This window comes from Marivita geojedonensis, assembly GCF_002115805.1.
In the GTDB taxonomy this organism is placed as follows: Bacteria; Pseudomonadota; Alphaproteobacteria; order Rhodobacterales; family Rhodobacteraceae; genus Marivita; species Marivita geojedonensis.
This window is the reverse complement of record NZ_JFKC01000001.1, coordinates 38544-51948: the sequence shown is the minus strand read 5'-3', so window position 1 is coordinate 51948 and position 13405 is coordinate 38544. Positions and strand designations below refer to the sequence as shown.

The 13405-nt window shown below is 60.2% G+C and carries 16 protein-coding genes; 13 read left to right on the top strand and 3 right to left on the bottom strand.

What is annotated here, in order from left to right; all coding sequences use genetic code 11:
• Window positions 1–76 precede the first annotated feature (76 nt).
• Entirely contained in the window at window positions 77–2197 is a 2121-nt protein-coding gene (locus tag MGEO_RS00270) for a hypothetical protein (protein ID WP_085634699.1), read from the bottom strand.
• 446 nt (window positions 2198–2643) lie between these two features.
• Window positions 2644–3606 carry a malate dehydrogenase gene (gene mdh, locus MGEO_RS00265; RefSeq protein WP_085634698.1) on the bottom strand — a complete coding sequence of 321 codons (963 nt, stop codon included), beginning with the start codon at window positions 3604–3606 and terminating at the stop codon, window positions 2644–2646.
• 147 nt (window positions 3607–3753) lie between these two features.
• Between mdh and MGEO_RS00260 the strand changes: the two genes are divergently transcribed.
• Window positions 3754–4509, top strand: a complete 756-nt coding sequence (locus MGEO_RS00260; RefSeq protein WP_085634697.1) for a sulfite exporter TauE/SafE family protein — start codon at window positions 3754–3756, stop codon at window positions 4507–4509.
• Here MGEO_RS00260 and MGEO_RS00255 read toward each other — a convergent pair.
• Complete coding sequence (locus MGEO_RS00255; RefSeq protein WP_233139516.1) at window positions 4506–4799, bottom strand: hypothetical protein; 294 nt, start codon at window positions 4797–4799, stop codon at window positions 4506–4508. The genes MGEO_RS00260 and MGEO_RS00255 overlap by 4 nt on opposite strands.
• A 213-nt stretch (window positions 4800–5012) precedes the next feature.
• Between MGEO_RS00255 and MGEO_RS00250 the strand changes: the two genes are divergently transcribed.
• The 12 genes from MGEO_RS00250 to MGEO_RS00195 all read left to right on the top strand — a co-directional run bounded on the left by MGEO_RS00250 (window position 5013) and on the right by MGEO_RS00195 (window position 13373).
• Window positions 5013–5870 (top strand): HpcH/HpaI aldolase/citrate lyase family protein, encoded by an 858-nt coding sequence (locus MGEO_RS00250; RefSeq protein WP_085634695.1) that lies wholly within the window; start codon window positions 5013–5015, stop codon window positions 5868–5870.
• A gap of 6 nt (window positions 5871–5876) precedes the next feature.
• Window positions 5877–6425: an NnrU family protein gene (locus MGEO_RS00245; protein ID WP_198948076.1), complete on the top strand. Its 549-nt coding sequence runs from the start codon at window positions 5877–5879 to the stop codon at window positions 6423–6425.
• A gap of 3 nt (window positions 6426–6428) precedes the next feature.
• Window positions 6429–6632: a DUF1737 domain-containing protein gene (locus tag MGEO_RS00240; RefSeq protein WP_085628053.1), complete on the top strand. Its 204-nt coding sequence runs from the start codon at window positions 6429–6431 to the stop codon at window positions 6630–6632.
• Window positions 6633–6672: 40 nt separating this feature from the next.
• Window positions 6673–7704 carry a MaoC family dehydratase gene (locus MGEO_RS00235; RefSeq protein WP_085634693.1) on the top strand — a complete coding sequence of 344 codons (1032 nt, stop codon included), beginning with the start codon at window positions 6673–6675 and terminating at the stop codon, window positions 7702–7704.
• Window positions 7701–8423 (top strand): DUF4344 domain-containing metallopeptidase, encoded by a 723-nt coding sequence (locus MGEO_RS00230; RefSeq protein ID WP_233139515.1) that lies wholly within the window; start codon window positions 7701–7703, stop codon window positions 8421–8423. The genes MGEO_RS00235 and MGEO_RS00230 overlap by 4 nt, the downstream gene beginning before the upstream one ends.
• Before the next feature lie 257 nt (window positions 8424–8680).
• Entirely contained in the window at window positions 8681–9073 is a 393-nt protein-coding gene (sdhC, locus tag MGEO_RS00225; RefSeq protein ID WP_085634692.1) for a succinate dehydrogenase, cytochrome b556 subunit, read from the top strand.
• A gap of 12 nt (window positions 9074–9085) precedes the next feature.
• A complete protein-coding gene (sdhD, locus tag MGEO_RS00220; protein ID WP_085634691.1) occupies window positions 9086–9457 on the top strand; it encodes a succinate dehydrogenase, hydrophobic membrane anchor protein in 372 nt (123 codons plus the stop codon).
• A gap of 20 nt (window positions 9458–9477) precedes the next feature.
• Window positions 9478–11283 (top strand): succinate dehydrogenase flavoprotein subunit, encoded by a 1806-nt coding sequence (gene sdhA, locus MGEO_RS00215; protein ID WP_085634690.1) that lies wholly within the window; start codon window positions 9478–9480, stop codon window positions 11281–11283.
• Window positions 11283–11564 carry a hypothetical protein gene (locus tag MGEO_RS00210; protein WP_085634689.1) on the top strand — a complete coding sequence of 94 codons (282 nt, stop codon included), beginning with the start codon at window positions 11283–11285 and terminating at the stop codon, window positions 11562–11564. The genes sdhA and MGEO_RS00210 overlap by 1 nt, the downstream gene beginning before the upstream one ends.
• On the top strand, window positions 11549–11866 hold the full coding sequence (locus MGEO_RS00205) for a hypothetical protein (RefSeq protein ID WP_085634688.1): 318 nt from the start codon (window positions 11549–11551) through the stop codon (window positions 11864–11866). Before MGEO_RS00210 ends, MGEO_RS00205 begins: the two co-directional genes overlap by 16 nt.
• A 10-nt stretch (window positions 11867–11876) precedes the next feature.
• Window positions 11877–12656 carry a succinate dehydrogenase iron-sulfur subunit gene (locus MGEO_RS00200; RefSeq protein WP_085634687.1) on the top strand — a complete coding sequence of 260 codons (780 nt, stop codon included), beginning with the start codon at window positions 11877–11879 and terminating at the stop codon, window positions 12654–12656.
• Window positions 12657–12662: 6 nt separating this feature from the next.
• The gene (locus MGEO_RS00195; RefSeq protein ID WP_085634686.1) at window positions 12663–13373 is read left to right on the top strand and encodes a ZIP family metal transporter; all 711 of its coding nucleotides are present in this window, start codon (window positions 12663–12665) and stop codon (window positions 13371–13373) included.
• Window positions 13374–13405 lie beyond the last annotated feature (32 nt).

The window sequence follows — 13405 nt, the reverse complement described above, 5'->3', positions numbered from 1 at the left end:
ATTCCTGCCATTCTGCAGGGCGCTGCGCGCAGGACAAGCGCATGTTTGGGCCATTCCATTCGCGCCGGGCAACCCGCTAGATGGTGCTATCCAAGAGCGCTGCGACGAGTTTTTTCGCGAACGCACCCTTGGGGTTCGCCACGCGCGTTCCGAAGTGAGCGATGTCGGGGTTCGTGTCGATGCTGTCGATGGCCCAGGTCTGGTTGTCGGGGGCGTCTTGGGGGTTTTCCATATGAACCTTCACGGACATCAGCCGGGCACTTGGAAGCGCATCGAGGCACGCCGAAGCGACCTGCGCCCATTCTGCATGGAGCGTGTCGCATTCCGTGCCTGAGTCTTGGGTGGCTGCGACCAGACTTCCGTCGAATACGAGGAGCGACATCTGTGTCGTGTCTTCATTTGGCGACACACAGACCAGCTTGGTACGGTTGTTCACCTCTCTGGACAGAAGATCGCTGGCTTCGTCCGCGTTCGAAACGATGGTTTTGGACTGGATGTTCGATCGTGCGATCAGGGTGACGGTGCAGTCTTTCTTGAAGCGTGCAACAGCTCGTCTGAGGCCGCGCACGTCTTTTGGCTCGAGGATCAGTTCCCGTTTGAGGGGCAGACCATGCAGGGCGAACCTGTGGCGCAATCTGCTGCGGCCCAGAAGACTGGAATGTGCTTCTGCAAACCAGCCATTCAGCTGCGCCGAAACAAACTTTCTCTTTCGCGTCTTTGTCAGACAAATGAGGTTGCCGTCCAAAATATCCGCCTGCTTGGACAGAGAAGACATACAGGCGATCTTTGCGAATTCTGACGCGGGACATGCTGTGTCGCCGGGGCGTTCAAGAGGGATCGCGCTCTTGGCGGCTTTCTTCTTTTTCAGGGGTTTCAGGACATAGGCCGCGTCGATGAATTTCGGCTTTTTCTTGCTGTCGAGCAGCGTGCTCAGCAGCATTGAAACGTCGCTGCCTGTCCCTTCGATCGTCAGTTCCTGCGGGCCGGTTTTCCGTAGCAATTTTCCGTTTGCACCGGACTCTGCGTAAGAGTCGCAGAACGCCTCCAACTCGATCTCCTCGGCGCCTTCGCAACGGATCCGGATGTCTTTTGGTTTCACAGTTTTGCGGCGGGCGCCGAAGTAATGGCGCATTATCTGTTCCGGGCAGTCCACGGATTTTCCGACCGGTGGATACAACGCGCCAAACATGGCGGGCTGAGGATTTGTCTCGCAGATGATTGCGCTTCCGGTGTCTTTTTCGAAATCGCGGCACAGGACATCCATGCCAGGCGGTCCGGTGTATCCCAGCGCTTTCGCCACAGAGCAGGCAACGGTGTTTACCGGCTTCGACAATCGCCCGTTGATCGGGAGCAGATCGCCACCTGAACTGACGCTTTGCGTCAAACCCAGCAGAACCGGTTCTCCGTTCGCAGGGATGGACCCCATATCAAATCCCTGGAATTCAAGAAGCTGCTCTGATTTGGCATCGGTCTTGATCAATGCGACACGCAGCGCCGGGCTTTGGCGACGGCGGGCATTCTTTGCATCGACCAGTTCCGCAATCGTCGAGCGACCGTCACCCAGGATATTCGGGGGGATCTTCAGATAGGCGCAAATGACTTCCTTGTTCAGGATGAAGGCGCGCAGGTCACATCCGACGAACGTCTCTTCCATCATTATCGGGGATTGAGACCGCTCCTCGCGGGCGAAATTCCATGCGCGTATCAGTGTTTCGTCATCTCGGATTCCAACGGTCACTCCAAGGCCCTGACGGCCTCGGGACGGTTTCAGGACGACGGACTCTGCGAGTGAGCGACGGCTCTCGAGCGCATGCTCCAGAGACCGGACTTCATGTCCTTCGGCGTGAGGGATGCCATTTTCCTTGTAGAACGTTTTCTGCAGCAGCTTGTCATCGCAGAAATTGGTCAGGACCGGTTTCATGCAACTTGGCTGCGCGGCCGCAAACCCGATCTCGCGTGTGCCGTCGCTCAGGACAAGGTGGCGTGCGGGAAGGCTCGGGAAAGCGTGAACGTCCAGCCCATGTGCGCGTGCAGCACGGACCATTTCCTTGACGTCGGTCGAGGACGACACGTCGTACGTGTTTGTTTCGAGACCGGCATATTCTTCGAAATAGGGCCGGAACATCCGGTGATAGGTGGCAAGCGTGTCCTCTACCGTACCCGTATCGGCGCCGCTCTGAGACAGAAAGTCCTTCATGCCGCCGCCACGCGGCCAAGGTGCCGTCCGTTCGAAGGGAACGTGAGGTTGTCGCTGGATACAGCTCTACTGCGCAAATCGATCATTATCTGCCTCGTTAACCTGCCGTTCTCCTTGATTCATGCATATCGGCATGCCGAAAGACAGTTTTGGTGCGCTGTTCGGGGGGTCCCACGCGGCTATTGTGGCTTTATTTGCACAAGAACGCCGCTGACCTGCAGCTGCTCGGCAGGTTTTGCCGCGCTTTTGGGCGGTTTCAGCCCGTGCACGGGACCTGTCAGATCAGGTGCGGCGTTGGATGCTGGGAAAAGGGAGCGTCGGATGATTTGCCCCAAGCGATCTTGGCTGTCCCGCCATTGGCCTGATGTTCCGGGTCGCAAGAGAACGGGGCACAAAAAAATGCCCCGTGGTGATCCACGGGGCACTTATCTTCAAAGGTCGAGGATTTACGCGAGGCTCTCGTCGATGCCTTTGCAGGCTTCGACCAGGCCTTTGACGGCGTTGACCGAGTTGTCGAACATCGCCTGCTCGTCTTTGCTGAGCGAGATGTCGACGATCTTTTCGATGCCGCCGGCGCCGATGATGGTGGGGACGCCCACGTAGAAGCCGTCGAGGCCGAATTCGCCGTCGCAATAGGCCGCGCAGGGCAGGAGGCGCTTCTGGTCCTTGAGATAGGCTTCGGCCATTTCGATGGCGGAGGTCGCCGGTGCGTAGAAGGCGGAGCCGGTTTTCAGCAGGCCGACGATTTCCGCGCCGCCGTCACGGGTGCGCTGCACGATTGCATCGAGCTTGTCCTGGGTGGTCCAGCCCATCTTCACCAGATCCGGGAGCGGGATGCCTGCGACGGTGGAGTAGCGTGTCAGCGGAACCATCGTGTCGCCGTGGCCGCCCAGAACGAAGGCGGTGACGTCTTTCATCGACACGTCGAATTCGAGCGACAGGAAGTGACGGAAGCGGGCGCTGTCCAGAACGCCAGCCATACCGCAGACCTTGTTTGTCGGCAGGCCCGAGAACTGCTGAAGGGCCCAGACCATCGCGTCGAGCGGGTTGGTGATGCAGATCACAAACGCGTCCGGTGCGTTGGCGGCGATGCCTTCGCCCACGGATTTCATGACCTTGAGGTTGATGCCCAGAAGGTCATCGCGGCTCATGCCCGGCTTGCGCGGGACACCGGCGGTGACGATGCAGACGTCTGCGCCCGCGATGTCGGCGTAATCCTGTGTGCCCTTGAGCTTTGCGTCGAACCCTTCGGACAGGCCGGATTCGGCGATGTCGAGGGCCTTGCCCTCCGGGGTGCCTTCAGCGATGTCGAAGAGTACGACGTCGCCCAGTTCTTTGAGTGCCACGAGGTGAGCAAGGGTGCCACCGATCTGTCCCGCGCCGATAAGGGCAATCTTGGGTCTGGCCATGGATTTTGTCTCCGGTCCGTTTTGAATTTGCGCTGTGCTAGTCCGACTTGGGTTATTTCGCAAGTGCGGCGGAGACGCACGCCCAAGCTGGCGGAACGGGTCACGGGCGGATATGTCAATGGAATCCCGTAGGAAAGTGAGGCGCGCGTGGAGGTTCTGAGCTGGACAGTTTTTGCGCTGGGCGTGCCTGCCGTTCTTTTTGCGGGGGTCTCAAAAGGCGGGTTCGGGTCCGGAGCGGCCTTTGCCAGCGCATCGATTCTGGCTGTTTTGGTGGAGCCCGCAATTGCGCTGGGGATCATGCTGCCGCTGCTCATGCTGATCGATGTGGCCAGCCTGCCGGCCTATTGGAAAAAGTGGAACTGGCCCGAAACACGGCTGCTGCTGTGGGGCGGTGTGCCGGGGACTTTTCTGGGGGCGCTCTTTTTCGGATGGGCCAATGACGATGTGATCCGGTTCCTGATCGGGGGCATCTCGATCGGGTTCGTGATCTGGCAGTTGGTGCAGGCCGCAGGCTGGGTGAAGATCGGGGAGCGCCCGATGTCACCGACCGCGGGGGTCTCGGCGGGTGTGGCGCTGGGCTTCACCAGTTTCGTCAGCCATGCGGGCGGGCCGGTGGCGGCGGTCTATCTGCTGGGACGGAAGCTGAGCAAAACCGCGTTTCAGGCGACGACGGTGATCGTGTTCTGGGCGATGAACGTGCTGAAAGCGGGGATTTATGCCGCGATGGGCTTTTTCACGCTGGAGACTCTGACGCTGAACCTTGCGCTGGCACCGTTTGCCATTTTGGGCACCTATCTGGGTGTTCGGGCACATCATATCGTGCCCGAACGGGTGTTTTTCGGTCTGACCTATGTGCTGCTCATGGTGACCGGGTCGAAGCTGATCTTCGATGCGCTGACCTAGGCATCCTCGGCCGGGGTCGGCAGGGATTCGGCGAGCCGTTCGAAGGCCTGACCGCTGGCGACAAGACAGGTGAGGCCTGCGGCGTTGGTGACGGTGATCGTCCAGCTGCCGGTGTCCGTGGAGGCAAAGACCTCGACCATTGTATTGTTCTGGGCAAGCCCGATGGATTGGCGGGTTTCGCCGTAGCTGCTGGCGAGCCGTTCGATCACCAGCGCGCGCGGTGCGCAGTTCTGCTGTGCCTGCGCCAGTGATGCCGACGCAAGCAGCGCTCCGGTTGCGAGTACTGACATCGTCCAGAAATTCCGTTTCATCGCCTTACCCCTTTTCGGCTGTGATGGGGCAGAGCGTCCGGCGGGGTGCCTTACATATGGTTAACGAACCGCACGGAATGCGGGTGCAGCAGCTTTTTTCTGCGGTGCGGCAGATCACCTCTTGCAGTTTTTGCAAAAGAATGTAGCTCTCTGGCGCAACATTATTACTCAAGACTCGCTGAGGAGACCGCCATGGACATGCGCAGCCGCCCCTATCGCTCGGTTCTTTACATTCCGGGGTCTAAAGACCGAGCCTTGGAAAAGGCGCGGGGGTTGCCGGTTGATGCGATCATCTTTGATCTCGAAGATGCGGTGGCTGTCGATGAAAAAACCGCCGCGCGGGAAACGCTGAAGGCGGCGCTGGCGGCCGGTGGGTACGGTGCGCGGGTGCGGATCGTGCGGATCAACGGGCTGGATACCGAGTGGGGCCGGGCCGATGCTGAAGCCGTGGCGCAGATGGATTGCGATGCGGTTCTGTTGCCCAAGGTCGAGAGTGCAGCGCAGTTGGATGCGCTGGCCGAGATCACCGGCGACCTGCCGATCTGGGCGATGATGGAAACGCCGCGCGGTATGCTGAACGCGGTTGAGATTGCGGCGCATCCGAAGATGGCGGGGATGGTGATGGGCACCAATGACCTTGCCAAGGAATTGCAGACCCGGTTCCGCCCGGACCGTTTGCCGATGCTGACGTCGCTGTCGATGTGCCTTCTGGCGGCCAAGGCTGAGGGGCTGGTGATCGTGGATGGTGTGTATAACGCGTTCAAGGATGACGAAGGGCTCAAGGCCGAATGTACGCAGGGCCGCGATATGGGCTTTGATGGCAAGACGCTGATCCACCCCGCGCAGGTGGACATTGCCAATACCGCCTTTGCGCCCGCCCCCGAAGAGATCGACCTCGCCCGCCGCCAGATCGCCGCGTTCGAGGCGGCGGAGGCTGAAGGGCAGGGTGTGGCTGTGGTGGACGGCAAGATCGTCGAGAACCTTCACGTTGCCACAGCGCGTGAAATACTGGCAAAAGCAGAGGCGATTGAAACCATCCAAGCGGGGTAAGCCATGATGGGTCTTCTTGTTCTCGGACTGCTGATTTGGGTTGGAGCCCATATTTTCAAGCGCGTCGCGCCCGAACAGCGTGCGGCGATGGGCGACAAAGGCAAAGGCGTGGTGGCGGTTGCGTTGTTCATCAGCCTCGGCCTGATGATCTGGGGGTACGGCGGGGTGGAGTTCATTCCCGTCTGGTATCCGCCTGCCTTCATGGTGCACATCAACAACCTGCTGATGCTGGTGGCGCTGTTCGTCTTTGGTATGAGTGCCACCACGGGCCGCTTGCGTGGCAAGATGCGCCACCCGCAGCTGACCGCCGTTAAGATCTGGGCCGTCGCGCACCTTCTGGTGAACGGCGACTTGGCGTCGATCATCCTCTTTGGCGGGATGCTCGCCTGGGCCGTGCTCGAGGTGATCCTCATCAACAAGGCCGAACCTGTCTGGGATCGCCCGCAACCGGGTGAAGCCAAGAAAGACGTTCTTTTGGTTGTGATCACGCTGGTGATGTATGCTGCGATTTCGGCCATCCACGTTGGCCTCGGCGTCTGGCCGTTTCCGGGGTAAGCCATGAAGATTTATCGACTTTTGACCGAAGATGACACGTCGGCCTTTTGCCACAAGGTGTCGCTTGCCCTGAGCAAGGGGTGGGAGCTTTATGGCGATCCCACCTATGCGTTCGATCATGCCAATGGTGTGATGCGCTGCGGGCAGGCGGTGACCAAAGAGATCGACACCCCCTACAGCCCGGAGATGAAACTTGGCGAACAGTGACACACTCGACCGACCTGCGACCACCGCAAAGGGCGCTGCGATGACGAAAACGAATGAAGGCCGTTTCTTCGAGGATTACGCGGTTGGGCAGGTGATCCGCCACGCGGTACCGCGCACGGTGTCGGGTGGGGAGCGGGCGCTTTATCATGCTTTGTATCCCGCTCGACATGCGCTGTATTCGTCGGATCTTTTTGCGCAGAGCTGTGGCCTACCGTCGTCCCCGATCGACGATCTGGCTGCGTTCCATGTGGTGTTCGGCAAGACGGTTCCTGATGTGTCGCTGAACGCGGTGGCGAACCTTGGCTATGCCGAGGGGCGCTGGCTGGCGCCGGTCTATGCGGGTGACACGCTGCGTTCGGAATCCGAGGTGATCGGGCTCAAGCAAAACTCCAACGGAAAGACCGGTGTGGTCTGGGTGCGGACGCGCGGTCTCAACCAGAATGATCAGTTGGTCATGGAGTATGTGCGCTGGGTCATGGTGCGCAAGCGCGACGCGGATGCGGCAGCACCTGAGACTGTGGTGCCGGAGCTGAAATCCGTGCTGGCTGTCGAAGACCTGGCGATTCCGCGCGGGCTGGACTTTACCGGCTACGATTTCGAACTGGCGGGCGAGCCGCATCGCTGGGGGGATTACGCGATCGGTGAGAAGATCGACCATGTGGACGGCGTCACCATCGAGGAAGCCGAACACATGATGGCGACGCGGCTGTGGCAGAACACGGCCAAGGTCCATTTCGACGCCACTTTCCGGCCCGATGGGCAGCGGTTGATCTATGGTGGGCACGTCATCAGCATGGCGCGGGCGCTGTCGTTCAACGGTCTGGCAAATGCGCAGATGATCGTGGGCCTGAACGGCGGGGCACACGCGAACCCGTGTTTCAGCGGCACCACCGTGCGCGCTTGGTCCGAGGTGCTGGACAAGGCCGAAACCTCGGTCCCCGGTGTGGGCGCGGTGCGTCTGCGACTGGTGGCGACCTCGGCGAGCGGGTCGATGGACCTGAAAGGCGAGGACGGGAAGTACCTGCCTCATGTCTTGCTTGATCTCGATTATTGGGCCTTGATGCCTGTGTGAGATACGCGCTTGCCCTTTTGGCTGCCGGTGTCCCCGGTAGTCTGATGGCCGACGAGGCTGAAAACGCCTTTGTCGAAGCGAATATCCTTGGAATTTTCTATCACGAGCTGGGTCATGCCCTGATCGACGTGATGCAAATGCCCGTCTTCGGGCAGGAAGAAGACGCCGCCGACGTGGCGTCGATCCTGTTGATCGATCATCTGTTCGAGCCGGAGTCGGCCTTGGATATGGCCTATGACGTGGCCAATGGGTTCTGGGCCGAAGCCGTGGCGAATGCCGACTATCCGGTGCCGTATTGGGACGTGCATGGGCCGGACGAACAGCGGTTCTACAACACGGTCTGCCTGTTTTACGGCGGTGATCCGGACACCCGGGATGACTTTGCCGAGGACATGGAACTGCCCGACGAGCGCGCGGAATACTGTCCCGAGGAATACGATCTTGCCGCTGACAGCTGGGGGGCAGTGTTCGACGAAATGGCGGAAGGCGGTACGCCTATGCGGTTTTCGGCAGAGGACAAAACCACGGTGACGGCGCAACTGATTGCGGCGGAGGTGGACGCATTGAATGCGGATTTCGGGTTTCCGGCAGAGATCGGTGTCTATGCCGAGCCGTGTGGCGAGGCGAACGCGTTTTACGATCCGTCCGATCGGTCGATCATCATGTGCGAAGAGTTCGAAGCCCACTTGCGCGACCTCTACAGAGCCTTGGGGAACTGAAGGTCCGATCGGGTGCGGCGGTTGATGGTCGGACCCATGTAAAGCAGCCTTTGGGTAGCGGTAACGGAAAAACGCCTGAAAAAACGATAACTTCCATTGCCGCGCATTATGTGATCACAGTTTTTATTCGTGTGATCACAAATTTTGATATTTCTTGCTGATTGCGCCAAAAAACCGCGCCTGAGAGCTTTCGCGCGGCGTGACTCGGCTTTCAAAAGCAATAAAAAGGCTGTCAGGAACCGAAAAGGACTCAGACCATGCCTGACGTCAATCGCGGCAACCGGCCGCTCTCACCGTTTATGATCGGGCCGTACTATCGGCCGCAACTCACCTCCGTTACGTCGATCCTCACGCGGATCACCGGCAATGCGCTTATCGTGGCCGCGCTGATGATCGTGTGGTGGCTGCTCGCAGCATCGACCGGTCCGGAATACTTCGCCTTTGCCAACGGCTTTGTCACAAGCTGGTTCGGTGATCTGGTGATGTTCCTGTCCGTCTGGGCGCTCTGGTACCACACGCTGGCAGGCATCCGTCACCTGATATGGGACAACGCGAAGATGCTTGAGATCGACAAAGCCGAAATGCTGGGCTGGATGGTGATCATCGGCTCTGGCGTGCTGACTGTCTTTTCCGTCGTCGTGCTTTGGTAAAGGGGGCGCATCATGGCTTTTCTGACTGACCGCAAACGCGCCACCGGATGGGGCGCCGCGAAATCCGGGACCGAGCATTTCTGGGCGATGAAGAAATCGTCCGTCGCGCTGCTGATCCTGATCCCTTTCTTCGTATTCACCTTTGGCGGTATCCTTGGATCGTCGTTCGAAGAGGTGCAGGCCTACTATGCGCGCCCGTTCCCGGCGATCATCGCCGCGCTGACGCTGATCGTTGGCTTCAAGCATTTCAATGACGGGTTCCAGGTTCTGGTCGAAGACTATGTGCACGGCATCTGGGAGAAGATCCTGATCCTCGGCATGACCTGCATCAGCTACGGCGCGGCCGCCGTTGGCGTCTTTGCAATCGCCAAAATGGCCCTTTGAGACACGGAGTTTCCAGCAACATGGCTGCATACGAATACGAGACGCATGAATATGACGTCGTGGTCGTCGGCGCAGGCGGCGCAGGTTTGCGCGCCACGCTTGGCATGGCCGAACAGGGGTTGCGCACGGCGTGTGTGACCAAGGTGTTCCCGACACGGTCGCACACGGTTGCGGCGCAGGGTGGGATCGCCGCATCGCTCTCCAACATGGGCCCGGACCACTGGCAGTGGCACATGTACGACACCGTGAAAGGGTCGGACTGGCTGGGTGACACGGATGCGATGGAGTACCTCGCCCGTGAAGCGCCCAAGGCGGTTTACGAGCTTGAACACTACGGCGTGCCGTTTTCGCGCACCGAGGAAGGCAAGATCTACCAGCGTCCGTTCGGCGGTCACACCACCGAGTTCGGTGAAGGCCCGCCCGTACAGCGCACCTGTGCGGCGGCGGACCGGACCGGTCACGCGATCCTGCACACGCTTTACGGTCAGTCGCTGAAGAACAACGCCGAGTTCTATATCGAGTATTTCGCGGTCGACCTCATCATGTCCGATGACGGCGCCTGCACCGGTGTTGTCTGCTGGAAGCTGGACGACGGCACGATGCATGTCTTCAACGCCAAGATGGTGGTGCTGGCGACGGGCGGCTATGGCCGGGCCTATTTCAGCGCGACAAGCGCCCACACCTGCACCGGCGACGGTGGCGGCATGGTGGCGCGCGCGGGTCTGCCGCTTCAGGACATGGAGTTCGTGCAGTTCCACCCGACGGGCATCTACGGCTCGGGCTGTCTGATCACCGAGGGCGCACGCGGGGAAGGTGGCTATCTCACCAACTCCGAAGGCGAGCGGTTCATGGAGCGCTATGCGCCGAACTACAAAGACCTCGCACCGCGTGATTACGTGTCCCGGTCGATGACCATGGAAATCCGCGAAGGTCGTGGTGTTGGCGAGGAAGGGGATCACATCCACCTGAACCTGTCGCACCTGCCGAAAGAAGCACTTGCAGAGCGTCTGCCGGGCATCTCTGAGTCCGCCAAGATTTTCGCCGGTGTTGACGTGACCAAGGAGCCGATCCCGGTTCTGCCGACGGTGCACTACAACATGGGCGGCATCCCTACCAACTACTGGGGCGAAGTGCTGAACCCGACCAAGAAAGACCCGAACGCTGTTGTGCCGGGCCTGATGGCCGTGGGCGAGGCGGGCTGTGCGTCCGTGCATGGTGCCAACCGTCTGGGTTCCAACTCGCTGATCGACCTCGTGGTGTTCGGCCGCGCTGCCGCGATCCGCGCAGGCAAGGTTGTGGATCGCGATTCTGCCGTGCCGTCGACCAACACCGCGTCGGTGGACAAGGCATTCGACCGCTTCGACGGGCTGCGCAACGCCAAGGGTTCCATCCCGACCGCCGAACTGCGGCTTGAGATGCAGAAAACGATGCAGGCCGATGCCGCCGTGTTCCGGACCTCGAAGACCATGAAGGAAGGTCTCGACAAGATGGTCGCGATTGCGGGCAAGATGGATGATCTTCAGGTCACCGACCGCAGCCTCGTCTGGAACAGCGACCTGATGGAGACGCTGGAACTGACCAACCTGATGCCCAACGCGTTGGCGACGATCGCCGGGGCCGAGGCGCGCAAGGAAAGCCGCGGCGCACATGCGCACGAGGACTATACCTCGCGTGACGACGAGAACTGGCGCGTGCACACCATCGCAAGGGTCGAGGGCAACAAGATCGACCTCAGCTATCGTCCGGTGGTCAAAGACCCGCTGACGACGGAAGAGCAGGGGGGTATCAGCCTCAAGAAGATTGCGCCGAAGGAACGGACGTTCTGATGCGGACTGTTCTTGGCCTGTCATTGCTGGCCCTGGGCCTCGCGGGCTGTACGGGTCCGCAAATAGCGGTGACGCCGGAAGGGGTCGAGACTGTGGAGGGTACGAGCGGGACTGCTGTGCAGTATGTCGACAGTAATCTTCCGGCCAAGACACGTGTCCCGCAGGAGCGTGACCAAATCCTGAGGGATATGCGCCGGCAGCAGGATGGCGGTCGTTCGGCGTTCTGCACACCGGATGCGCCAGTGATGTACGGAGGCACGCAATATTGCCTAAAACGCTGATCCTGATTGCCATGGGGCTGGTGCTCGCTGCCTGTTCTCCGCAGGCACAGGACCGGATTGCGCGCGATGCGGCGCGCTCGGCGATTACCCCGGTTCTGGTCGAACGCTTCCCTGGCGTGCCGCTGGAACCGGCGCTGAACTGTGTGATCGACAATGCCAGCGCGGTGCAGATCCGGTCGCTGGCGCTCGACAGTGTGACCGGGCCAACTGAGAGCACGGTGCAGATCGTTACGGATATCGTCTCGAAACCCGAGACACTGACATGCCTGGCGGCCGAGGGCCTGCCAGCTTTGCTTCGCTAAGGAGAGAGATATGGTTCAACTGACCCTCCCCAAGAATTCGACCATCCGCACGGGCAAACGGTGGCCCAAGCCGGAAGGCGCCACCAATGTGCGCAAGTTCAGCATCTATCGCTGGAACCCGGACGATGGCGAGAACCCGCGTGTGGACACCTATTTCGTGGACATGGACAAGTGCGGTCCGATGGTTCTGGACGCGCTGATAAAGATCAAGAACGAGATCGACCCGACGCTGACCTTCCGCCGGTCCTGCCGTGAAGGCATCTGCGGGTCCTGCGCGATGAACATCGACGGGATCAACACGCTGGCTTGTATCTACGGTCTCGACGAGATCGAGGGCGATGTGAAGATCTACCCGCTGCCGCACATGCCGGTTGTCAAAGACCTGATCCCGGATCTGACGCATTTCTATGCGCAGCACGCGTCGATCATGCCGTGGCTCGAAACCAAGACGAACCGCCCGGCGAAAGAGTGGAAGCAGTCCATCGAGGACCGCAAGAAGCTGGATGGTCTCTATGAATGCGTGATGTGCGCGTCCTGTTCGACGGCCTGCCCGTCCTACTGGTGGAACGGCGATCGGTACCTTGGACCGGCCGCGTTGCTGCACGCCTATCGCTGGATCATCGACAGCCGCGACGAGGCAACGGGTGAGCGGTTGGATGATCTGGAAGATCCGTTCAAGCTCTATCGCTGCCACACGATCATGAACTGCGCCAAGACCTGCCCCAAAGGTCTGAACCCGGCGAAGGCGATTGCCGAGATCAAGAAGATGATGGTCGAGCGGCACGTGTAACGCGCTTTGACCAGCACTTTCACAGAAGCCATTCTGTTTTCCACGCTGGCCGGGATCGCGATCCCGGCTGGCGCATTTCTGGCACAGGTCGACCGGTTGCTACCGAGGTGGATGCTGGAGGAATTTCGCCATTCGGTGATCGCGTTCGGCGGTGGCGCGCTGTTTTCCGCGATTGCGCTTGTGCTTGTACCCGAAGGGACAGACCGGGTGGGTCCGATTGTGGCGCTTGTCCTTTTTGGGGCGGGCGGATTGGTGTTCGGGATGCTCGACCATCATCTGTCCCAAGGGCAAGGCAGCGTGTCCCAGTTTCTGGCCATGATGCTGGATTACGTGCCCGAGGCCATGGCCCTGGGTGCGATGCTGGTGGGCGAGGCGGATATCGCGCTGCTGCTTGCCGCACTGATCGCGCTGCAAAACCTGCCCGAAGGGTTCAACGCGTGGCGGGAAATGTCGGCGGACCGGCACCATCCAAACCTGATCTGGATATTCATCGCGATGGTGCCCGTCGGACCGCTGGCGACCCTGACCGGATTGCTGGTCCTGTCGGAACTGCCCGGCGTGCTGGGCGGAATCATGCTGTTTTCAGCCGGTGGTATTCTTTACCTTCTGTTCGAGGATGTGGCCCCCCGGGTGCCGTTGAAACGCAAATGGGGGCCACCGATGGGGGCTGTCTTGGGTTTCATGCTGGGGCTGGCGGGGCATCTTGCTTTGCAATGATTTTACATGCTGAGAGGCTAGGAGCCTGACCC